The sequence below is a fragment of the Endozoicomonas sp. G2_2 genome (assembly GCF_017744135.1).
Lineage (GTDB): Bacteria > Pseudomonadota > Gammaproteobacteria > Nevskiales > Salinisphaeraceae > Salinisphaera.
The window spans coordinates 35,133-57,069 of record NZ_JAGHQU010000018.1; the positions used below are offsets into that span (position 1 = coordinate 35,133).

Consider the following 21,937-nt stretch of genomic DNA (forward strand, 5'->3'; position numbering starts at 1 on the left):
AATCCGCTACGGGTGCGCGCTTACTCGAGCATCAATAACTAGGACTTGGCATGGCCACAGACTTGAAGCGTGAGAATGCTGCGGCGTTAAGCACTATATTATTGGCGACCTTCGCTTCAGTAGCTTTGATAGAAGTCGGGCTCGGTTGGCTGCTCAATAACGCAGGCGAGCTATCTGAGATAGGGATCGTGGCGCTAGGGACCGTTCTAGCTGGCCTTCTAGCCAACATTGTTCCAGCACGGCTAAAGCACGCGATAGTTTTCGCGGGGCACCGCTACGCGCTACCTGGACACCGCTGTAATCGACTCTGTGCTAGGGATGCGAGAATCGACCTTTCCTTAGCAACTGAACGCTGGCCGCGACTGTTTTCTGAACAAATGCCGGATAGCGAGCGCAACCCGATATGGTATCGAGAGATATATAAGCCAATAAAAGATGATCCGGTTGTTAGGCAGGGCCATCGTGCCTTTCTGCTTTATCGTGACGCTGCTGCCGGTGTGACGCTGCTATTTTTGGCTGCGCTCATCTTTCAGCTCTGTAGCAATTGGATTCCGGCTTGGGGCGTGAGTATTTGGTCACTCTCGTTTCTATTCGCTGAAGACTTGGCGTTATTGACAGCGGCCCGAATTGCAGGGAATCGCATGACAGTAAATGCGGTAGCACTAGCCTTGGATTAGAGCTTAATAAAAAATTGACTTCAAAACGCAACACCGACTATATCGGCTTGGCCGAGTTATCGGTCGGGGAGGAGTAATCTGTTGCGTTCTGGCAAGCAACACACGGCAACATAAACGCGCGATCGCGCTGCGCAACATTTTTTGGTTTCAACATGGCTGCAAGCTATAGCGATTTCACATTAGTTAGATCGCAACACCGTCCGGAGTTGCAGCCTTGATCGACACGGTGCCGCTTCGTGTGATCATGCCGCTGTTGCTTGAGAAAGAACTACCGAACTGGCGATGGGCAGAACGCGGCGAAACCTGGGAGAGCATGCGGCTCGATTTTCTGGGCGAACCGAGCGGGCGGCTGTCGTCGCTTTTCGTCTCACGGGAATCAGGGCAGGCGATCAAGAAAATCTGGAATAGCCTGATCAATACGGGGATGTTCGGCGACATCAAAGTGACTTGATATAACCCGATGCGAAATAGCGCCATGGCCACCTACGACCCTGCCCGGCCGAGACCGAACCTCGATCAGTTCGTGCCTCGTTTTAGAATTATCCAGAGTGCCAGGATTATCGCGATCCAAGACAATGAGGACGGCTCCAGAGCCGCAAGATGGGTCATAAATTCGAGCATATAAGTCTCCTAGTTGCTTGGTATTTTAGTTCGCTAGAGATCGCCTTTCCGCTCGTTTTGAGAACGGCGAAACACAAGCTCTACTGGTATTTACTTAAATCCAAACTTGAGAAGAATCCGGGCCTATCTTCAAAGCTCTTGAGTCTCAAAAGCAGGCAAAAATGAGACTGGTGCAATGATGCTGGATACCCTCGTGCCGGAACACGCTGAACGCGTTCAGCATCGTTTATTTCGGACAAAAAAAAGCCGCCACGGGGAATTCCGTAACGGCTTTCGCGTTCACTGGCCTATAAAGGCTGCGCTTATAGCTTTGGTTAGTCTGCCTGACTTTACCGTGTAACCGGCAACATCACAAGATAATGGAGGCCCAGTCGGCTCTCCTTAAGAAGTGAACTAGGGGTTAGAGGCAGACTGGGATTCCGAGTCTGCGTCGTAGTAATAATAGCCCACGATCCGCTCGGCACCGCTGCGTTGATCGGGCTCATACGTCAAAACGGCTTGAAACGCACTAAAAGCCGCAATGCCGAGCACGATCGCCACGATGACGTAATACAGACGCCAGCGATCGCCTAGCGTCCGCCGCAAAGTGTCGTCTATTCAAATAATTGCGTTCCCCAAGAAAACGTATGTCGTTACTCATGTAGCTTCTCGAAGAAAATCTTAGTGGACGCCGGACGAGAAAACTTACGATGTTAACCCGCGACCACCGGCGGCTCCTTTCGCTGATCAAGATATTCGGCAAGGCGTGAACGTAATTCTGGATCATCGAGCGTCGCAGATTGCGCCTTGCCCGGAAAAATCTTGGAAGCGACATCGGCTTTGAACTGCTCTGCAGCACTAACGACGTCTGAGGCTACACTTAAATAGCGCCGACTGTGGCGCGGCTGGAAGTCGCTAAATAAACCGAACAAATCGTGAAATACCTGAACCTCACCGTCACAGTCGGGCCCCGCGCCGATGCCTATTGTCGGAATACGCAGCTGCTGAGTGACCGCGTCAGCTATTTCGTTGGGCACGAGCTCTAAAACGATGGCGAATGCACCCGCATCCTCCAGTGCTTTGGCATCCTCAATGAGCTTGACCGCGGCCTCGAAAGAACGCCCCTGAACTCTCGGCCCACCGAGCGTATGAGTGGATTGCGGGGTATAACCAAGATGGCCGCAGACGGGAATACCGATCTGCACGAGACGCTTGACCGTGCCCGCTATTTCAACGCCGCCTTCGATCTTGATCCCGCCGATGCCCGTGTCCTGCATTAAACGGCCCGCGTTGCGCATGGCATCTTCATGGCTTACCTGGTAAGTCATGAACGGTAGGTCCGCAATAACAAGCGCTTGGGGCGCACCGCGCTTCACCATGCGGCTGTGATAAATCACGTCGTCCAATGTGACGGCCAAAGTGGATTCCTCGCCTCGTACAACCATGCCGAGTGTGTCGCCTACCAGAATCAAGGGAATACCGGCCGCCTCGCACATCTGGGCCATGGTGTAATCGTATGCAGTCAGCGAAGCAATTCGCTCTCCTTTTTCTTTCATTAGCAGCAAGCGAGACGGGGTGATTGATTTCATCAAGCTATCCTCGAATATCGTGTGAAGCCGGTAGCCGCAACACTCCATTAAGAGAAAACTTAAGTCAATGCTAAGATAAAACTTAAATTGCTAAGCTATTTCTAAGAGCCATGACGCTCGAAGACCTTCGGATATTTGTTGCCGCCTGTGGCGCGGCTAATCTAAGTGCGCTGGCGCGCGAGTTAGGCCGTACCCAATCCTCCGTAAGCCAACACATCACGCGCTTGGAAAAAGAGTTCAGGGTCGCCCTCATAGAGCGCAGTACTCAAGGCATCCGGCCTACGAAGGCCGGCCGTATCTTGCGTGAATTGGCACTCGACAGCCTCAATTCAATCGAACTGGCGCGGGAACGAATCGGAGAGCTGGCTCATTCCGAAGCCAAAAAGTTAGTCGTGACGACCGGCAGCACAACGGTGCGGCATTTTTTGAAAGACACAGTGGTGCGATTCAGGCGCCGCCATCCGGATGTCGACATCCACTTCGTACCGGCGGGCACGACAAATCGCTGTTTTGAACTCCTTAAAACGGGAAAGGCCGATCTCGCACTTATCACCACGCAGGACTCTGCGCCGGGTATGGCCACTCGCACGCTCGCAACGCAAGATTTTTACTTGCTCGTGAACGAAAGCGACGATTTCGCAAAAAAGACGCAAGTACAGATGAAAGAGCTGTCCACGATTCGCTATCTAGGACTCTCCGAAGGCACCGCCCATCGGCATCTAATTGACCGCGCGGCAGCAGAACAGAACGTTCAGTTGAAAGCCGAGCTCGTGTTCGATGATTTCGACACCGCCAGCGTTTTTGTGGAGCTGGGATTAGGACATGCAATCGTGCCGGCGGTGCAAGCCTACAACTTTGTCCAAGGCGGTAAAGTTCGCGCGATTCCGGTAGTGGATATTCCCTCCATTTCTTTTGGTTGGGGTTTCCGGCACGGGAAATACGTGTCATCCCTTGCGAGTGGCTTCGTCGATTTATTTGACCAAGAACTCAGCAAGATGGCGTCCATTCCTGGCTTACATCTTATTAAAGCGCTGGAGTAAAACGCCGCTGTAAGCGGTGGATGCGTTGACCTACATGAGCCAACATTTCGAGACGATAATCTCGCGGCGTAAATTGAGCCCGGCACTCAGCTGCGCAAAAGCACTCGAAGGTTTAGCCAAAGAGTTAGGCCGATCTGCGTCGTAATAGTGCTCGCCCATGATCCGCTCGGCACCGCTGCGGTGATCGGGCTCGTACGTTCGGACTTGTCCGGGTTCATTAGACACTTCTAGCCTATGATTGGACTTGTCCGGGCTCATTAGACACTTCTGGCCTATGATTTGAGCATAGGAGAAAGTGCAATGAGCAGTTAGCGAATATACCCCGGAATTCAAGGACGAAGCGGTCCGGCAGCGGGCTGACCGACCGGTCTGAATTGCGCTATGGCCGACCAATCAACAATAAGTACCGCGCCTCAACATCGCCCGTGTTGACGATGGTATGAGCGCAATCGGCCGGCAGAGCCGCTGCGTCGTCCGCGACCAAGGCGACACGATGCCTACCGGATTGGATCTCGATTTGTCCCGATAAGACAATAAAGGCCTCTCTCGTGCCGGTTTCGTGCGCTGGAAACGGCCCGGCCACTTCCCCCTTAGCAAGCGTATACCGCACGACTTCCGTCCCGCGATACGGGTGTAGCACCGCCTCGCGTAGCACGCCCGTCTCATTCTGACGCATGGAAACAGTTTGGCCAGCGCGCATGACAGCAACCGGTTCTAGCGGTTGGCCAATAAGCTCAGCGAGCGGTACACGCAGTGCCTCGGCGATTTGCAACGCGTTGGACAGGCTCGGCGATCGTTCGGCCCTTTCGATTTTGGAGAGGGCGGCACGCGATACCCCGCTTATTTCAGCAAGTTGCGCCAAAGTGAGACGACGGGTTTGTCGTAATCGCCGAACCGCGATAGCGAAAATATTCTCCATTAGTAGAATTTTTCTCCGATTAGCTATAGCCTGTATGAAGAAAGAAATCTCTTATCAGAGAAAATTGTGCTACAGCATGTGCCGATTAGCAGCGGTGGATATTCGTGACAGCGGTTTGGGCGGCATTGCCGATCATCTTCGCGCTTTGTGCCGTGGGTTTGTCGATGAAACCAGCCTACGCCGGGACCTTGGCACTTATAGTTGCTGTCATCATAGCGCGCGTATCTTTCGAAGCGGAGCTTGGTGACCTGCTAGCCGCAGAATGGGCGATGAAAGACGTGATGTTAGAAGTCGCGCTCATCATGCTCGGCGGGCTGTGGCTCAACGCCGTGTTGCAAAAATACGGCGTCCAGTGCGCGCTCGGTCACGCCTTGATTGATCGGATGAAGCACCCAAAGCGCGCGCTTTTGTTAGTGGTGCTGGGTATCGTGCCGTTTGCAGAATCCGTGACCGGCTTTGGTGTGGGTGCGATCGTAGGCATTCCGCTATTACGCCTGCTAGGGCTATCGCCGCAGCGCGCGGCCATTTGCGGGCTGTTAGGCCTGGTCAGCGTGCCCTGGGGTTCGCTAGGCCCGGGCACACTGGTCGCAGCCCGCTTGACCGGAATTGATTTTCAGGCCTTAGGCGTGATCAGCGCCCTACTTTCAGGTCCGGTAATCTTCATACTCGGCATGTTTTCCGTGCTGATTGGACTCGGCACGCAGTGCTTGAGAACAGCTTGGCTCGATCTCTTCTTCAGCGCAGGAGCACTGTGGTTCGGCATTACTGTCGTCAACGTGACGATAGGTACGCCACTGGCAGGCGTTTTGGGTAGTGCATTCGCCATTGGCGTGTTGTTGACGATTGCTCGTCGGGACAACACGCACCCGGGATTGTCACCTTCGTGGCCGACAGCTGCCCTCAGGCCATATGCGCTACTGATCGGCGGATTGCTGGCCACGCATCTCCTTCCGGTTTCAAAAATACTTGGAGAGTGGACCCCGCTGGTTGCAAGTCCCGCCACTTGGCTGCTGCTGACATCCGTAGCAAGTCCATGGCTACTCAACGGTGAACCACCGCATCGGTATTGGCCAAGTGCATACGTCCTTAAACAGTGGCAGCCGGTGGCCATAACGACAATATTGTTTCTGGCTCTCGGGGTCGTTCTTTCATCCAGCGCCATGAGTCAAACAATGGCCCAGACAGCCGCGCGGTTCGGCTGGATCTACCCGGCGATAGCGCCTTGGATTGGTGGCTTGGGCGGATTCTTGACCGGCTCGAATACAGGCGCGAGCGCCATGTTTGCTGCCAGCCAAGCTCAAGTCGCGCTGGCTATCGATTACCCAACCGGGATTATGGTTGGCCTGCAAAACGTCGGCGCCTCCGCCGTGATCATGGCGGCTCCGCCAAAAGTTGTGATGGCCCTCAATATCGCAATGGCGAGTGGCGACGAAGATACGCAGCTCGACGAGAATAAACGAGTATCCACTCGCACCGTGATGGGCTATGTGCTCTTGGCGGACGCGTTGGTTTTGGCAAGTTTGTCGATGATTGGCTTGCTCAGCCAGTAGCTTGGATACAACAAGAACGATGCAGATCACAGGCTCGAAAACGTCTTGTCTCGCCAAGTCATTCGAGAGGGCCACGAGACACATCCGGAATCCAACGAGACGGCTAGCGCAGCGACGATCCCTATGAACCATGACCACACCACCCGCATGAAGCAACCATCAAGTCATTCGAACCGAATTAACGGCGTAGTGCTAATGGCGGTGGCCTCTTTAACCGTCCCTATCGTCGATGCGAGTGCAAAATATCTGAGCACGGATATTTCTCCATTTTTCTTAGCTTGGGCACGCTTCGCAATAGCGGCGCCCGCTTTCGGCGTGTTTTGCAAGCTCCGACGAGGGCATATTCTCTTCACTCGGGACACTCGAGATATTGCAGCAGTAGTCCCGCGAGGCCTTGCCCTAGTCATCGCCATGACGTGTGTTTTTTTGGCACTCAGAAGCGTTCCGCTATCGACAGCCTTCGGTGGATACTTTATAGGTCCTGTGATTGCCACGGTGCTAGCACGCATATTACTTGACGAAACCATCACACGCATTCAGTCCTTTGCAACAGCTTTGGGCTTTCTTGGCGCCCTGCTGGTGCTGCAACCTGAGATAGGGTTCAGTCAGGGCGAGCTGTTTGCTGCATTAAGCGGGTTAGCTTTCGGCGTATATCTGTTATTAACACGAGAAGCAAGCAAAAGGCTCGGATCACTCGATACGACATTGATTACACTCTTGACTGGAAGTATCTGTCTGTTCCCTTTCGCTCTTCGCACATGGCCAGAATTGACCCTGACGAGCTCTGGCCTTCTGTTGGAAATGGGTTTATTGACTGCGTTCTGTCAATACTTCGTCATTCGAGCGCTCGTCTTAGCGCCGACTGCGGTGGTAGCACCTATCGCTTATCTAGAGCTAATTTCCGCTTCTCTTCTGGGATTCATTATTTTCGGGAACCTGCCGAGTACGCTAGCGATCGTAGGGCTAGCAGCTATTATTGTCAGTGGCACCATATTAGCCAGAAGATAAACGGCAAATGAAACGCTAACGCCGCAGCCACTTATCGACCAAATCTAGCCATGATTGAGGCTTTCAACCAGCATAGGTCAAATAAACTATCGTCTCCGAGTTATGATCGACCCATTTCGCGGCATAATAAAATTATTTAACGGTCTAGCGCAGCGTAGGCATAGTTTCGCGTTTGACTCCGCCCAGAAGATAACTAGGGAGAGGTAAGCCGCACGACTGCCGCCTCCGTCGGATCTATCCCCTTAGCTCGTGAATTGGGCAGACGTGGAATATCTCGGCAACTTCAACGTATCAAGTCTGGCGCCGGCTTCGATCCGTCGACCATCAGTTCAAATAAAAACTTTTATTCGAAACTGGATCAGCGACGATAGCAACCGCGATCGTTGGACAAATCACATAATCTAGAGAGGCATTTGATGTCTAGAAAAGGCGAACATAATTATTCCGCGACCGTTATCTGGACCGGGAATTCAGGTGAAGGTACAAAGCACTACCGCGCCTTCTCTCGCGATCATGAAATTACCTGCGGAAGCAAACCCACAATAAAGGGGTCATCAGATCCAGCGTTTCGCGGCGACTCGTCGCGCTATAACCCAGAGGAACTCCTGTTAAGTTCACTTTCGGCATGTCACATGCTCTGGTACCTCCATCTCTGCGCAGACTCCGGGATCACCGTTTCGAATTATTCGGATCACGCTGAAGGTCGAATGATCGAGACCCAAAATGGCAGCGGTCACTTTGAAAAAGTTTTGCTTAAGCCAGTCGTAAATATTGGTACGAGCGACGATAAAGATTTAGCAAAATCGCTGCACGACAAAGCACATTCGTTCTGCTTTATCGCAAATTCAGTCAATTTCGATGTTAGGTGTGAGCCCGAGATTGTTGTTGGCTAATGTCCCTCCAGTTGAGCGCTCGAAGCTCGCGCGCTATGAAGATCTTGCACGGCATTCTGCGATCATCCACTTATTCGTTACATGAGTGAGAAATGGTGTTAGGGAACCGCGACTGATACCCCTGTTCGTTGAATCGGGCGTCAGTTAGTGGCCATCGCAGAATCACTCCCCCGGCACTTCGCCGACGGTAGTTCTACGCTAGGCCGTTCTGTAGTCACCTTCCCGAGAATTAATGCAGGTTCAGAATTGGAATTTCCTCGGACCATGAACCGAGGAAGTTCCCCAAAGAAATCCCGCTACTCCGACTGCCAGATTCTTGCGATTCTCAAACAAGCCGAAGCCGAAAGCCCGTGCTTGAGCTCTGTAATGAGCACGGCATGAGGTAAGCGACGTTCTACAAACGGCGCGGCGAGTACGGTGGCGGAGCGGCGAGGGCCCGGTCTTGCAACGCCGCATCAAGGAGCAGCGCCCCACGTCGCGGTCACACGTCACCGCGATAGCTTGCAAGCTCTACCGCCTGCCCGGACGCTAAAGTTCCAACGAAAAATGTGGCAGTGAAAGACCTGGACCCACAGACTGGGCGTCGCCGTTCTGCATGATTCGCTCGTGCAGCCACACAACTCGCGCGGCGCGCTTATCCAGCCATTCGAAAAAGTACTCGCCGCTGAATACGGCTACTACTTGGTTTATTCCGAGCGATCAGCTAACCAGCCGAACGTCAGCGCGTTCCGGTCATGGCTCTTGCACGAGACGAAGGCCGGCGAGCCGCCATAGAACCGGTTAGATGCCGCTCAGATGCAATCGATCACTCGATCGGCGTTGGCAGATGCCGGATCAGCTTATCGAGCAGGCGATCCAACTTCGCCTGTTCTTTTTCGGTGAGCCCGGCTAGAACACGCGTCTGGTTTGCGACGTGCTCGCCAAGCATCGTATCGATCGTTTCTTTGCCGGTTGCGGTGAGTTGAACCAGCACACCGCGTCGATCCGCCGGGTTTTTGGCACGCTCGATATGCCCTGCGCGTTCGAGCCGGTCGATCCGATTGGTCACGCCGCCCGACGAGATCATCATCGCTTGATACAACGCGGTCGGCGTTAGCGCGAATGGCGCACCGGCGCGCCGCAACGTCGCCAGTACGTCGAATTCACCCCCGTTGAGCCCATAGCGCTTGAATAGTGGTAGCAGATGCTGCCGCTCCACCAACTGTGCCGCTTCGGATAAGCGACCGAGTACCTGCATCGGAAAGGCGTCGATATCCGGTCGCTCGTGCGCCCACTGTTCTGCTGCGATATCCGCGCGCTGTTCGAGCGAATCACCGTCTATTTGTCTTGACATTAAGATACTTTATATTAAGATTTATTCGCCGATTTCGCGGAGCTCCCAATGAATACAAGCCCTGCCTCCCGTACGAACGCGATTGTTTTTTACGCCGCAATCATCTTACTAGGCCTGAATCTTCGACCGATCATGGCGGCTGTTGGTCCGTTGCTGGAAATGATGCAAGGCCGTATCGGTCTGACCGATGTCCAGGCCGGGTTGTTGACCACCATTCCAGTGTTCGCCATGGGTGCTGTGGGCTTGCTCGGGGGCGTGGTTCAGTCGCGCTTGGGCGTGCGACACGCGATTCTGCTGGCCTGCCTATTCATCGCCGTCGGCAACGGACTGCGCTGGCCTTGGCATTCCACCGACGGATTGCTGATCACGGCGGCGCTTGGCGGCACCGGCATCGCGATCATTCAGGCGCTGACTCCGACCTATATCAAGCAGAGTCCGACCGGCGACGCGGGCCGCGGTATGGCGCTGTTTACCACCGGCATCATGGGCGGTGCGGCACTTGCATCGGCGAGCGTCGCGCCAATCGCACAGACGACCGATTGGCCTTTTTCGCTTGCATTGTGGGCCGTGCCGGCCATCCTTGCCATAGCCATCTGGTCTGGCGCGACGCGGCGGCATTCGCCCGAACCCGGTGCACGGGCTTACACCCTTCCCTGGCGGTGCGGCCGTGCCTGGTTCCTGATGCTGTTCTTCGGCATCGGGACCGCAGCCTATACGCTGGTACTGGCTTGGCTACCGCCGTTCTATGTACAGCATGGCTGGAGCGCTGCCAGCAGTGGGCTATTACTGGGCGGGTTGACGATATGCCAGGTGGCATCCGGCCTGATCCTTTCATCGATCATCACGCGCTTCCCGGATCGCCGCCGGTTGCTCGCCGTGATCCTTGGGCTGATCTGTGTTGGATTGCTCATGCTGATAATCGCCCCGAACCAACTGGCTATCCCGGCGATCCTGGTGATCGGCGTCGCAATCGGGTCGCTGTTTCCGCTGTCGCTGATCGTTTCGCTGGACCATCTGGACACGGCGGCCGCCGCCAGCAGCCTGATGGGCTTTGTTCAAGGCGGCGGCTATATCATTGCCAGCGCCATGCCGTTGCTGGCAGGTGCGATTCGGGGAATGTTCTCCTCGCTTGATATCGCCTGGCTTGTGATGGTGGTCGCCCTGCTCGCGCAGATCGCGATGGTGCCGCGGCTTCGGCCCAGCGATCGACTTGAACCGGTGACCTGGACGCTCAAGACAGGTCGTCATTAATACGGCACATCAATAGATAAATGATCGGGTTCATAGGGCGCGTGTGCGACAACGCACGCGCCGCGGCCGTCGGCCGCCAAGCGCTTGAAAATCCAGGACAGACATACGCCGGCCTTGATTTTCGAGTCCGTTGAAAACGGCTGACCGAGCCAGCTGTGTTTGTGCCCGATTGATAACCCGGCTGGACAGGCCGGAGGGATCGGTAACACTCGCGCCCGGACACAGGTCACAGGCCAAGGCATTTCGTGCGGGCCAATCGAGAGCGAATAACCGGTCAGACCCCGCTCAGAGGCCGAGACTTGCAGACGAGCCGCCTCTGCTAACCGCAATACGTTCACGCAGACCACGAATCTGTGTAATCGATGGAATCCGTGGATTACTCAGAACAACCGGCGCCGCTCAGCCGCCTAAGACATGCACCAGATCAACGACACCATCCGCCCCAAAGCGGGGCAGACACTATTTAGGTGATTTGCTCACCACCATGAAACCCGGGCGGCATGGCAGGTATCTACAGCCGAGCCTAACGCCGTGTCGCCAGAATAGAAGCGGCTGCCACGGCGATCACGCCGGCCCATTGCGTCACATCGAGCGCTTGGCCGAGCGCGACGAGCCCGACCAACGCCCCGATGGCCGGCTCCAGGCTGACGAGCACGCCGAAGACGCCGGGAGACAGACGCCGGATCGCGATCAACTGGAGTCCGTAGGGCATCACGCTTGACATCACCGCTACGCCCAGACCGACTGCTAGAACCGTCGGTTGCAGCAACGCGGTACCGCCCGCGCCGATACCTAGCGGCAAACTCAAAAGCGCGCCGACAACCATAACCAACCCGAGCCGGAACGCGGCCCGCTCGCCATGAGCCAGTTTCTTGGACAGCACGATATAGCTGGCCCAGCAGGCTCCGGCGACCAGTCCGCACGTAATGCCGATCGGTTCCGCCGCCCAGGCGTTGCCGGTCAACGCGAGTACGCCGAGGGCAGCCAGCCCCGCCGCCGCTATATCGCGTGCACCGCGCGACGCGGACAGTGCAAGCATCAACGGCCCGATAAACTCAAGCGTCGTGGCCATGCCGAGCGGCAGCCGTGATACGGCGGTGTAGTAGGCCAGATGATGGACACATAGCAGCGCACCACACGCAGCAATCAACCAGCCCACCTGGGCCTCGGGCCAGACGAACGACCGCGTCCAAACGAGCAATACGAGCGCCGCGCCGGCCAGGCGCAGCGTGACCACCCCTGAGGCGCCGACGAGCGGAAACAACACGGTCGACAAGGCTGCGCCGCCCTGCAGCCCTAGCAAGCCAAAAACCACGAGCGCCGGTGCCGGTATGCGCGTCCCAGCTTCGGATGCCATTGCTTTCATATCCATGGGCGCTATGGTGCCAGAGGCGCCGCTCGACGCCCGAGAGGTGATCAGGCCGACCAGATCAGGCTCGCCATCCGCCCAGTGCGCGCGCCGTCGCGGCGATAGGAATAGAAGCGTTTGGCGTCGTCGATGGTGCACAAACCTCCGCCGTGGATCGACGTGACCCCGGCGCGTTGAAGCCGCGCGCGGGCGAGCGCATAGATATCGGCGAGATATTTGCCGGGCGTGTCGCGGCTGCATCCGACGGCGCGCTATCGAGAAGCGGCGAGGGCTAGGTCTTGCAACGCCGCATTAAGGAGCAGCGCCCCACGTCGCGGTCACACGTCACCGCGATAGCTTGCAAGCTCTACCGCCTGCTCGGACGCTAAAGTGCCAACGAAAAATGTGGCAGTGAAAGACCTGGACCCACCTTCCTCAGCGCCGCGTCGCGGGGCGTGAGGAACACAACGGGATGTGCGGGTCCCGCAGATATAACGCCCCAAAAAAACCAGCCCTGCACACGGGTTGGATAATACAATCGAATCTGCGAACACAGCAGATTCGTAATCATCGCGATGGCCCGTCATGAGTTGTCACGCAACACAGTGCGATTTGCGTCAATCGCAAATGGCGACTGTGCGACCGAGGTATTAACGCGGCCCGGAAAACACAAATTTGTGCACCACTTCTGAAGAACCAGGGCCAAATACGCTACCACTCGCGCACAAGGACATTTTCGTTTACATAAAGCGTCCTACGGTCGCACCTGCCGACCTATCCTTCCCGCCGTCGGTCGTCGATTAAGACAGCACCAGCTGGCGATCGAGATCGATGTTGACGCATCCGATGAGCGGTCGAGCCGAACCGCCTTCGAATGATCGGGCGGATTGGGTATCAGCGCCCAAGCATTCGATTCTTGAACGCCCGATTTACTCGGAGATGCCAATCTGGGCCAGCTACAAGGTCTTGCAAACGCGTTCCCTGATGCGCTCTACCTCTGAACGTACAAGCACAGCTCATCGACCGCGTTGCGTCTACCGATAATCCAACGCCTCGTGCTGAGCCGGCCATCAGGCGCCGAATTGAAACACCGGGCGTCTCCTTGCCGAACTGAGTTATCTGATATCGGTCGCCTGTCCGGCAACACATCGCCTTATGGCGTCAATCGAAATAACAACCATTTATCGGACATTACTTTTACTTTGATTACCTGAACTTACCGGAATACGAGCGCCGGCTCACCGGACGCGGAAAACACAAAGCCATCTGCGGATTCCGCAGCTTTAGCCGGCGCGACAAGCGCTCCGGCGCTCGCGCGTCGCCCGTGATGCATCGACGTTCGAACACGCAGCCCGAGCAGCCACCCCAACCGGCCGGTCGTCCCTGTTTGTGGTCGTCGTACTCGGGTTAGACACCACGCAAGACGAAGTCAAACGCCGTCGTCGATATATCACCTCGACGCTCGTGATCCACGCACCCGCCTGCATACGGTCGGGACAGGTCCGTTCAGCACATGGGATGGCTCGGCATCGAGACCTGGCTTGAAGCGCTCGACCGTCGCTATCGGGAGCACCGATGGAAGAGCATGGCGCGTGTCATGCGGTCAGCGACACAACGCGCGTAATAAAGCATTGGACGTCCTCGTCGCTCAAGATTAAAGCCTACGCCGCGCCTGCATCGGGTAATCAGACTAACGTCATCGACAGCCGTCGGGAGCCGAGATGAGCCTGAATTGCGCATTATCGATTGGACTCGCTTTCATTGCAGTCACCCGCCTCATAACGCGTTCGAATGTCGCGAACTGCGCCTGACGGACAGCACCGCCATTTTCGATATCTCTGACGTCACGGTGGATGGCCAAGGCGCGAGATCCCGCGACGCGGCCACATTCTGGATCCAGGGGTCGCATCACGGCTACTGTCACGGCATGATTCAGGCATGGGGGACATTCAAGCAATCTCACGGGCTGGGCACTTGATGCCGCGGGCGTCATGCGTCACGTAGAGGAAGTCTCACGCGGGCTGGCCTGTGGTTGTCGCTGTACCGACTGCAAAAGGCCGCTGATCGCACGCAAAGGCGAGGTTCGTGTCGAACACTTCGCCCATCAGGCCGGCGCGAACTGTCCTGCCGACCTGGCGCTCTGGCATGCCGCACGCGAAGTGCTGCTGGAGACTGCCGCAACGCACGCCGAGACCATGGTGCTGCCCAAGGCCGACCAAGCGCGCCTGGAACCGGCGCCTAAGAACGCGGCTGTGGATCCGACATCCGCGCAGCAAACGCTGACGACGCGGATACCGATCACACTCGATGCGCGCGTGCATGATGTCGTATTTACCGGTCTGGGCCATCGCCGTGATGCACACAGGCACGCGACTGACTGTGCCGGTGCGCTGGTAATCAATCTGCGCACCCTGTCGCCGCAGATCACACGCGGCGCACTCAAGGACGCCATCCTGCGTCGTGCGCCGCGCACCTGGACGGCGGCACGCCAGTGTGCCTCAAGCCGCGCCCAGTCAACCGAGCAGCAGCCCCACGACCAGCGCGAACTCGCCGCCCACGCTGAACGCATCTGCGACCAACTCACCCAGCCAGGTCACGCGGGAGCCGAATCACTGCCCTGGCAGGCCCTGCGCGCACGCGCACTCAACAAGCTCGAAGCCAGCGATGAGCAATGGCGAAGGGCGACGATTGAGCCGCGTATACACGATATTCAACGTCCTGGGACGGCCATCAGCGCGACCGCATACGAATACGCGGCCCGTGTGGGCACCAAAACGGGCACGGCACGGGCATTGGTGGTTATCGAACTCGGCGAGGACACTCTCAAGGCGGAAAACAACCGGCAGACCCGCTACAAGACCCCGACGCTCGTGATTCATGCACCCATGAGCAACCAGGGACACCCCGGTCGCGTCACCCACATGCATTGGCTGCGAATCGATCATTGGCAGAGGGCGCTCGACGAGCGCTATCAGCCCTTTCAGACCGAGGAAGACACCCCATGAGCCCGTCGTTTCTGCGTCGTTGTGCCGACGCGCCTAGACCTGTGAGAACACGGCCGTGCGTCGACTGCGCCGGCATGGACGATCGAACGCACGCCCCGGCATTGGTCGTGCCTGTCTCTCTATATAGGAACACGCACGGCGATCATTCGCCACTCCAGCCGCCTCGTTCGGCGCGTGAAGGAATCCTGCTATGAAACTTCGAGTCATCACCATCGTTGGCCTGACCGTCATCGCTGCCGCCCTGCTGGTCACGCCCTACGTCGTGGGCCAGAACATCGAAAGCAGTTTCAAGGCGGAGATCGCACGCGCCGACGAGGGGATGGATTTCGACATCAGACTCGAGCGTTACGACCGTGGCTGGTTCAGCGCCGTGGCCGACGTCACCGGCGCATATGAGGGGCATCGGGTTCGCATGACTTATGACATCACGCATGGACCCTGGCCGAATCTGAATTGGGCCTCCATCGAGGGTCGCATCACCGACGCCCAGGAGCCCGACGGGCAGCGCATGGCCTGGATGTCCATGTTCGATGGTGACGACGTCGCGGCGTTGACGCTCGACTCGACCATTCCGTTCACCGGTGGCATCGACATCGAGCTCTTTTCGCCCGCCGGTCGCGCACAGCTCAACCCGGAGACCCAACTGGTCTGGCGCGGTCTGACCGGAATGATCAGCCAGCATGGCAACCAGCGCGAGCTCCACATCGACATGCCCGGCCTGAATCTGACGGAGGGCCAGGGCATCGGCAAGATCGCCGGGATCACGATCGACGGCCATGGGGAGCGCGATAGCGCAGACGCCCCGCTCTGGAACCAGAAATTCGATGTGAGCGTGGCGAGCGTGAGCCTGGACGATCCGACGCAGGACGTCAGCCTCAACCTTTCAGCCAGCCTCGCCCATGAAAGCAGCCCGTCTGCCGATGGTCAGACGTACGGCATGAACACCACGCTGGGCGTCAGCGACCTCACTCTGGACCCCGGCGGCCAGGAAGAGGTCGTCAGGATCAATAGTGCCGCCATCGCCTACCGTCTCGAAGGCTTCGAGACCAGCGCCTTGAATGCACTGACTGATTTCATCGCAAAGCATCAGGACAACACGCTTGACGAGACGGCGCGCCAGCGACTGCAGCAGATCATAGGCCAGGCGCTTGCCGGGAATCCGAAGCTCACGGTCGCGATTCCGCGTGTCGATTCGGCCAGAGGACAGATGCAGGCTGAGCTGAGTCTCGCACTGGCACCCAGCTCGTCAACGTCACAGGGCACGGCCATTAACGTGGCCGCGCTGATGGACCGAATGCGCCTGGAGGGCAACACGGCCATCGACATCAGCCTCCTGCGCCAGTGGGCGTCGGCGTCCGGCGAGAACGGCCAAGTGACGCTCAAAATGCTCGACGATCTGGTGGATCAAGGCTATTTCCGTATCCAGAACGAGCAAGTCGCCTCGGACATCCAGGCCAGTGCCCAGCTGATACGCATCAACGGTCGTGTCCTGTCCGATGCCGAGCGTCGGGCGTGGCTGATGATGGCGTTCGGCGTTCTAACCGGTCTTGATATGTCCAGCGCAAGCGGCCAGCCGTGATCGGCGCCGCCCCGACCCTGGTTTTGATCCGCACGTCGCGCCCACACGCGTCAGGGTGACGCCATGACCCAGAGAAACGCCGCGGCGTACGCGCTCGCCCCCGGCGCGCTGACCACGCTGCTCACCGGCGCCACCCTGCTCTACCTGCTCTGCGAGCTGGCCTTCAATGCGGCACTGATCGACGCCGTTTCCGATCATCACGCCGCGGATCTGGAACGGATCGGGCGCCTGCTGGCCGGTTGCGGGGCGGGCCTCATGCTGCTGCGCCTGTTTCGACCGACGCGACCCCGCCGCATTGCCGCGACCTTTGCCGCCGGGCTTGCCGCAGGCTATATCGCCCAGTACGCGATTCTCGAGATGGCGCTAGGTTCGGTCACGGACCAGCAACGCAAGGATGCGCCCGACATACTGCTGCTCGAGCAGGCGCTTGCCGATCGCATCATCACCCTCGACGGGCTCGATCCGGCAATCGTCGAGTCACGTGCAGCCTATCTGAGCTTCGTCACCCTGCTCGGCTACACCTCGTGGTCACGCGAGGCCGACATTGCAACGATCGCCGAACACCGCGGCCGGCTGCGACAGCGCCTCGCGCTGGATCGCGCACATACTTGCCGATTAGCCGCCGCTGCTAACCGCAAGACGTTCGCGCAGACCACGAATCTGTGTGATCGGTCGGCGATCTCGCCGGACTGCGACATATTGGACGTCACTTTTACTTTGATTACCTGAACTTACCGAAATACGAGCGTCGGGGCCCGGACGCGGAAAACACAAATCCATCTGCGAATTTCGCAGGCCCCGCGGCGTAACGAACGCGCCGCCACCCGCGTCGGATAACATAGCGGGATCTGCGAGAACCGCAGATCCGAACGCGCCCTACCCACCTTCCGTGCGCGGTCAGGCTACACAATGCAATCTGCGTCGATCGCAGATCCCAACCGTCCGGCGAGAGCCGTTCGAACGGTCCGGAAAAACACAGGTGCGTCTGCGACTTCCACAGGACCGGGGGAGCGGAGTGCGCGACGGCTCGTGTGCGCGGACATCCTCGCTTACGCCAAAACGTCCTACGAAACTCACAATGTCAGGCGTGCATTCCTCGCTGGATATATGCGACCCGGCGAAACGATGGAATTGCCGAGTAGAGTGAAATCCCACCCGGCGTTCCTTGCGCAGCCATCAACCGCGCCGAGGGGAAACTGAGCCAAGGCGGACTTACCATACCCCGTCATCGAGCCAATCTGACCGGCTGGGCGGTCGATAGCGACGGCCTGATGCGACATATAGAGGAGGTGGCACGCGGCCTGGCGTGCGGTTGCTTCTGCGTCGAATGCCAGCGACAGCTGGTCGCCCGTAAGGGCGACATCCGCGTCGCACACTTCGCCCATCGCGCGAATACGGGTTGCGAACCTGGCGTGGCACTCTGGCATGCCGCACGCGAGATTCTGTTAGATGCGGCGGCCGCGGGCACACACACGTTCGCGATACCCACGGGCAATGACAAGCGACTCGGACTGACGCCCTCGAGCCAGCCCCGTGCCCAACGGCCAGCACCTGCGATCACGATCACGCTCAACGGCCGGGCGCATCAGGTGCTTCTGCGCGGCCTGTCCAATCGACGCAAACCCCGAGAACATGCAGCAACGACTGAGAAGAGACTCGAAATCGATCTGAGCGGCATTTCGCCTTTCGAAAGCCGTCAGAGCCTGCGTGACACCATTCTTTACCGGGCACCCCGCCGGTGGCAATCATGCGAGAAACAACCGGCACCCCGCGGATCGGCGCCAGAGCCGGCAGACCGGACACAGCCCACGGCTGCAACGCGGCAACGAGCCCAGCTGATCTGTGATGAGCTCACGCACCCCACGGCCGCCAGACACCGGGCCCTGCCCTGGCCTTTCCTGCGCGCGCGCGGAAGGAACAAGCTGGAAGCGACAGATGCGCAATGGCGACGCGATACGGTCCAGCCCCGAATCGTTGAGCTCGTGCGCCCAGGCATCGCTCGCGATGCATCAACGTTCGAATACGCAGCCCGGGCGGCTACCCCCACCGGCGACGCATCCGTGTTGGTCGTCATCGTGCTCGGGTTAGACACCACCCAAGACGAACTCGAGCGCCGTCGTCGGTATATCACCCCGACGCTCGTGGTCCACGCACCCGCCGATGCATACGCCCGCGACAGATCCGTTCAGCACATGGAATGGCTCGGCATCGAGACCTGGCAGGCAGCGCTCGACCACCGCTATTGGGAACACTGATAGAAGAGCACGTCCCGTGACATGCGGTCAGCGACCCAGCGCTATATTCCTTATGTACCTGGACCAGTGCCTAACGGCAGTCGGCGACCCAGCCGACTCCGATCGGAAATACTTCAAGAACGTGAAAGCCAACGCGATCGCCGCCCGGTTCGATCCATCCGAGTTTGGCGATATGCGTGCCTGATGTCGAAACAAACCCAACCGGGTCAACGCTCAGGCAGCTATCGACCCATAACGGACTCGACCCTAAAGCTGATTTGGTCCCAGCACGGGCAAGAAGCACTGTGTCGGTGTCGGTGTCGGTGTCGGTGTCGGAAGGAGGCTGACATGTGCTCTTGGGTGGAATGGCCTCTATCAACGGAAACGTGCAGTTTTCCGCGTCTTACCCCGCCTGAATCTTCATAATTGCCGTTCGCGTCGTGGAGACTGCATCGGTGATTCGTTCAACATGACGCGGAAGTGTAGATGCTGGTAACGCATCGTGCGGAAACCAGTCGATTGCATCAGCTTCTGCGCCAAGGCGAAGACTGCCGGCAATTCTCACGCAACGAAAAAGGGACACAAGCACTTGTTGATCAGGTACAGAATAAAGCCCCACCAGCTCTTCGACTCTTACTTGCAACCCAGCTTCTTCTTCCACCTCCCGGACAACGGCTTCCCACGGTGCTTCACCAAACTCGACTCCGCCACCCGGCAGATTCCATGCGTCCATATCTGTCCGGTGGCATAAAAGGACGCGCGAGGCACGATCCTGAACAACTGCAAATGCACCAAGCTTTTGCATCTTTCACCAACCCGGTTTCAGACTTTTAGCACCCAGTCCACCCATCGAGTTAGATCAGACTTCGCTTAAAACGCTGCTCGATCAACGGGGTCCCGGAAAATTCGAGCGATTTCTCGGCCCCATCTCGCGCCATCCCCTGCGCCTCATAAAAACTAGTCGCCCTGACGTTAGTACGCAAAACCCACAAAGCTAGCTCGGTATAATCTTCCTCACGAAGTAGTCCGCAAGCGTCCTCGAACAGTGACTTGCCAACGCTGGAGCGCCATGAGACGGGCTCCACATAGAGCGCGTAAATTTCGCCGGCGTAAGGGCGCAATTCAGCGTCACGCGCTTGCCCAAACGCGATGAATCCACAAACAGATTCTTCATGGACGGCAATCATGACATGTGCAGCCAGGTTGCTTATAACGCGCTTCCATTCGGATTGCTGATGCTGGACGCGCATACCGTCGAGATAGGGCTGCGGGACGATTCCCGCATACGCGCGCTTCCAACTTATCACCTGTACTTCGGCGATCGCGTCCGCGTCTAATATCGTAGCCTGTCTGCGGACAGTCAGCATATAGCAAGAAAATTTTTCGTCAGTTCCATGATGCTTGACACTACATTGCCGTAGCGCGGCAGAAACCTTCAAGGTCAGCTATTGGCCGTAATCGGACATAGAGAACATTTATCAGGTTTGCTGTCTTCGGCTCTCGATGATGAGCGGCTGAATCCAAGACGGACCACTAACCTGATTTGTTCGTACCAACACATTCACTTGTTTGTGGACGGTCACGAATGGCTGGACTCCAAACAGGTGTGCTACTCCATGTTAGGAGGCGGTTGGATTTAGACAGCCCGAATCGCGCTGCGAATGGAGTCAGCCGTTCGATTGATAGGCATCGAGCACACACCTGGCGCGTGGCATACAGTGATGGAGAACATAGGCAAGGTTGGCAGCCCCGAGTCGGACGCAAGCACTTGAAAGTCTGATGGAACCACGGATTCCAGGCAGACAGTTATTGCCACATCCCCGGCGACTGAAGCCATGGCGGCTTCGAGATCGCCATGCTCGAATCGGTGAACCCATGGAATGTTGTTCTTTCGGAGTGCCTCGAAAACCGAGGTACGGAATACACATCGCTCACTGACAAGCGACAGCGGCAACGGTCGCCTCTTGTAGGCCTGACCGCCGGGACCGGCGACCCAGACTAGGCGTTCTGAGATCAATCGATTTTCATTCGCGTCATCCCCGGGGGCCTCCAGAACCGACACATCGATATCGCCCGAAATCAACAGTGCTTCGAGCTCGGAAGAAGTGCCGCTGTGTATCGACAACTCGATGTTCGGATCGGTCGTCGACAGCGACGTCAAAATCGAAGGCATGTAGCGGCGAATGAGATCGCAAGGAATGCCCAGTCGTACGGGGTCGGCTTCCTTATAGCCTGCTGTTTCGGCGAGAAAACGATCATTGCGCTCTATCATTTCTTCGGCGTAACGCAACAATCGGGTGCCGTCAGGCGTCAGTTCTAATCCGTGATGATGTCGGTGCAGCAGACGTTGGCCCAGAAACGCTTCTAGGCGTTTGACCTGCTGACTCACGGCGCCCTGCGTCAGATGCAGCGCATGGGCCGCTTTGGCCATACTGCCGTAGTTCACAACCGCAGCATAGCTGCGCAGAAGACGAATCTCGAGATTCTGTGGCATCGCCTTGTCCCGAGGCTTTAGCAAGCCTAATAGCACCTATTATAAACATTCGATTTTCGTGCGCGCTTGCACGTTACAACATCAACCCTGTTCAGGCTCTTAATTAGGGGCAAGTGAGGTGGGCGTTGCTGATAATTCTCGTCTTGGTCGCTACCGCTCGCCGGCGAAGCGAGGGCGTCGGCCACGGCATCAGGCACCCAATGTGTGGGGCAAAATTAAGTTGCTTTCGGTATTGCGACCAGCTTGGCCAGCCTGGGGCGCCAGCTGGCGTGGGCTGGGCAGTTTTTCACGGGAGCTACGCTCATTTCTGGTGTATGAGCGATTGAAGGAGGCGGCACCCACCTGCTGAAATTAGTAAGACCAATCACTGATTTCAGACGACAGAAGAGGTGCCACCACCATGCGAGACGATACGAC

At 57.4% G+C, this 21,937-nt stretch carries 19 protein-coding genes and 1 pseudogene; 11 read left to right on the top strand and 9 right to left on the bottom strand.

Annotation, left to right across the window (positions count from 1 at the left end; all coding sequences use genetic code 11):
* Nucleotides 1-50 precede the first annotated feature (50 nt).
* The gene (locus tag J7355_RS16300) at nucleotides 51-677 is read left to right on the top strand and encodes a hypothetical protein (RefSeq protein WP_209064603.1); all 627 of its coding nucleotides are present in this window, start codon (nucleotides 51-53) and stop codon (nucleotides 675-677) included.
* Between the two features lie 214 nt (nucleotides 678-891).
* Complete coding sequence (locus J7355_RS16305) at nucleotides 892-1,128, top strand: hypothetical protein (RefSeq protein ID WP_209064605.1); 237 nt, start codon at nucleotides 892-894, stop codon at nucleotides 1,126-1,128.
* A 563-nt stretch (nucleotides 1,129-1,691) separates the two neighbouring features.
* Here the strand turns inward: J7355_RS16305 and J7355_RS16310 are convergent.
* Nucleotides 1,692-1,883, bottom strand: coding sequence for a hypothetical protein (locus J7355_RS16310; RefSeq protein WP_209064606.1), 192 nt, complete (start codon nucleotides 1,881-1,883; stop codon nucleotides 1,692-1,694).
* 107 nt (nucleotides 1,884-1,990) lie between these two features.
* Nucleotides 1,991-2,866, bottom strand: coding sequence for a 3-methyl-2-oxobutanoate hydroxymethyltransferase (gene panB / locus J7355_RS16315; protein WP_209064608.1), 876 nt, complete (start codon nucleotides 2,864-2,866; stop codon nucleotides 1,991-1,993).
* A gap of 110 nt (nucleotides 2,867-2,976) precedes the next feature.
* On the opposite strand from panB, the gene J7355_RS16320 reads away from it, so the two are divergent.
* Entirely contained in the window at nucleotides 2,977-3,906 is a 930-nt protein-coding gene (locus J7355_RS16320; protein WP_209064610.1) for a LysR family transcriptional regulator, read from the top strand.
* 379 nt (nucleotides 3,907-4,285) lie between these two features.
* On the opposite strand, the gene J7355_RS16325 is transcribed toward J7355_RS16320, so the two are convergent.
* Nucleotides 4,286-4,825 carry a helix-turn-helix domain-containing protein gene (locus tag J7355_RS16325; RefSeq protein WP_209064612.1) on the bottom strand — a complete coding sequence of 180 codons (540 nt, stop codon included), beginning with the start codon at nucleotides 4,823-4,825 and terminating at the stop codon, nucleotides 4,286-4,288.
* 104 nt (nucleotides 4,826-4,929) lie between these two features.
* Here J7355_RS16325 and J7355_RS18085 point away from each other — a divergent pair, with 104 nt between their 5' ends.
* The 3 genes from J7355_RS18085 to J7355_RS16340 all read left to right on the top strand — a co-directional run bounded on the left by J7355_RS18085 (nucleotide 4,930) and on the right by J7355_RS16340 (nucleotide 8,276).
* Entirely contained in the window at nucleotides 4,930-6,375 is a 1,446-nt protein-coding gene (locus tag J7355_RS18085; RefSeq protein WP_209064613.1) for an L-lactate permease, read from the top strand.
* Between the two features lie 123 nt (nucleotides 6,376-6,498).
* Complete coding sequence (locus tag J7355_RS16335) at nucleotides 6,499-7,383, top strand: DMT family transporter (protein ID WP_209064615.1); 885 nt, start codon at nucleotides 6,499-6,501, stop codon at nucleotides 7,381-7,383.
* Nucleotides 7,384-7,766: 383 nt separating this feature from the next.
* The gene (locus J7355_RS16340; RefSeq protein ID WP_247740054.1) at nucleotides 7,767-8,276 is read left to right on the top strand and encodes an OsmC family protein; all 510 of its coding nucleotides are present in this window, start codon (nucleotides 7,767-7,769) and stop codon (nucleotides 8,274-8,276) included.
* Between the two features lie 805 nt (nucleotides 8,277-9,081).
* On the opposite strand, the gene J7355_RS16350 is transcribed toward J7355_RS16340, so the two are convergent.
* Entirely contained in the window at nucleotides 9,082-9,513 is a 432-nt protein-coding gene (locus tag J7355_RS16350; RefSeq protein WP_247740055.1) for a MarR family transcriptional regulator, read from the bottom strand.
* Between the two features lie 144 nt (nucleotides 9,514-9,657).
* On the opposite strand from J7355_RS16350, the gene J7355_RS16355 reads away from it, so the two are divergent.
* Nucleotides 9,658-10,860, top strand: a complete 1,203-nt coding sequence (locus tag J7355_RS16355; RefSeq protein WP_209064622.1) for an MFS transporter — start codon at nucleotides 9,658-9,660, stop codon at nucleotides 10,858-10,860.
* 523 nt (nucleotides 10,861-11,383) lie between these two features.
* On the opposite strand, the gene J7355_RS16360 is transcribed toward J7355_RS16355, so the two are convergent.
* Complete coding sequence (locus J7355_RS16360) at nucleotides 11,384-12,217, bottom strand: EamA family transporter (RefSeq protein WP_209064624.1); 834 nt, start codon at nucleotides 12,215-12,217, stop codon at nucleotides 11,384-11,386.
* 59 nt (nucleotides 12,218-12,276) lie between these two features.
* Nucleotides 12,277-12,453 (bottom strand): annotated as a pseudogene (locus J7355_RS16365) (laccase domain-containing protein); the annotation flags it as partial.
* Between the two features lie 1,746 nt (nucleotides 12,454-14,199).
* Between J7355_RS16365 and J7355_RS16370 the strand changes: the two are divergent.
* From J7355_RS16370 to J7355_RS16385, 4 genes are all read left to right on the top strand, one after another.
* A complete protein-coding gene (locus tag J7355_RS16370) occupies nucleotides 14,200-15,213 on the top strand; it encodes a hypothetical protein (protein WP_209064626.1) in 1,014 nt (337 codons plus the stop codon).
* A 190-nt stretch (nucleotides 15,214-15,403) separates the two neighbouring features.
* Nucleotides 15,404-16,792, top strand: coding sequence for a DUF945 family protein (locus tag J7355_RS16375; protein WP_209064628.1), 1,389 nt, complete (start codon nucleotides 15,404-15,406; stop codon nucleotides 16,790-16,792).
* A gap of 63 nt (nucleotides 16,793-16,855) precedes the next feature.
* Nucleotides 16,856-17,521, top strand: a complete 666-nt coding sequence (locus J7355_RS16380) for a hypothetical protein (protein WP_209064630.1) — start codon at nucleotides 16,856-16,858, stop codon at nucleotides 17,519-17,521.
* Between the two features lie 542 nt (nucleotides 17,522-18,063).
* Nucleotides 18,064-19,047 (top strand): hypothetical protein, encoded by a 984-nt coding sequence (locus J7355_RS16385; RefSeq protein ID WP_209064632.1) that lies wholly within the window; start codon nucleotides 18,064-18,066, stop codon nucleotides 19,045-19,047.
* 382 nt (nucleotides 19,048-19,429) lie between these two features.
* Here J7355_RS16385 and J7355_RS16390 read toward each other — a convergent pair whose 3' ends face one another.
* From J7355_RS16390 to J7355_RS16400, 3 genes are all read right to left on the bottom strand, one after another.
* Nucleotides 19,430-19,831, bottom strand: coding sequence for an NUDIX domain-containing protein (locus J7355_RS16390; protein WP_209064634.1), 402 nt, complete (start codon nucleotides 19,829-19,831; stop codon nucleotides 19,430-19,432).
* Nucleotides 19,832-19,880: 49 nt separating this feature from the next.
* Complete coding sequence (locus J7355_RS16395; protein ID WP_209064636.1) at nucleotides 19,881-20,465, bottom strand: GNAT family N-acetyltransferase; 585 nt, start codon at nucleotides 20,463-20,465, stop codon at nucleotides 19,881-19,883.
* A 197-nt stretch (nucleotides 20,466-20,662) separates the two neighbouring features.
* Nucleotides 20,663-21,520, bottom strand: coding sequence for a LysR family transcriptional regulator (locus J7355_RS16400; protein ID WP_209064638.1), 858 nt, complete (start codon nucleotides 21,518-21,520; stop codon nucleotides 20,663-20,665).
* Between the last annotated feature and the right edge of the window lie 417 nt (nucleotides 21,521-21,937).

Bases quoted from the DNA above. Each gene is read 5' to 3' on its own strand.
- J7355_RS16400 (WP_209064638.1), bottom strand. From the start codon at position 21,520: ATGCCACAGAATCTCGAGATTCGTCTTCTGCGCAGCTATGCTGCGGTT.
- J7355_RS16380 (WP_209064630.1), top strand. From the start codon at position 16,856: ATGACCCAGAGAAACGCCGCGGCGTACGCGCTCGCCCCCGGCGCGCTG.
- J7355_RS16375 (WP_209064628.1), top strand. From the start codon at position 15,404: ATGAAACTTCGAGTCATCACCATCGTTGGCCTGACCGTCATCGCTGCC.
- J7355_RS16300 (WP_209064603.1), top strand. From the start codon at position 51: ATGGCCACAGACTTGAAGCGTGAGAATGCTGCGGCGTTAAGCACTATA.
- J7355_RS16360 (WP_209064624.1), bottom strand. From the start codon at position 12,217: ATGGCATCCGAAGCTGGGACGCGCATACCGGCACCGGCGCTCGTGGTT.
- J7355_RS16355 (WP_209064622.1), top strand. From the start codon at position 9,658: ATGAATACAAGCCCTGCCTCCCGTACGAACGCGATTGTTTTTTACGCC.
- J7355_RS16350 (WP_247740055.1), bottom strand. From the start codon at position 9,513: ATGCAGGTACTCGGTCGCTTATCCGAAGCGGCACAGTTGGTGGAGCGG.
- J7355_RS16390 (WP_209064634.1), bottom strand. From the start codon at position 19,831: ATGCAAAAGCTTGGTGCATTTGCAGTTGTTCAGGATCGTGCCTCGCGC.
- J7355_RS16335 (WP_209064615.1), top strand. From the start codon at position 6,499: ATGAACCATGACCACACCACCCGCATGAAGCAACCATCAAGTCATTCG.
- J7355_RS16370 (WP_209064626.1), top strand. From the start codon at position 14,200: ATGCGTCACGTAGAGGAAGTCTCACGCGGGCTGGCCTGTGGTTGTCGC.
- J7355_RS16385 (WP_209064632.1), top strand. From the start codon at position 18,064: ATGCGACATATAGAGGAGGTGGCACGCGGCCTGGCGTGCGGTTGCTTC.
- J7355_RS16325 (WP_209064612.1), bottom strand. From the start codon at position 4,825: ATGGAGAATATTTTCGCTATCGCGGTTCGGCGATTACGACAAACCCGT.
- J7355_RS16320 (WP_209064610.1), top strand. From the start codon at position 2,977: ATGACGCTCGAAGACCTTCGGATATTTGTTGCCGCCTGTGGCGCGGCT.
- panB (WP_209064608.1), bottom strand. From the start codon at position 2,866: ATGAAATCAATCACCCCGTCTCGCTTGCTGCTAATGAAAGAAAAAGGA.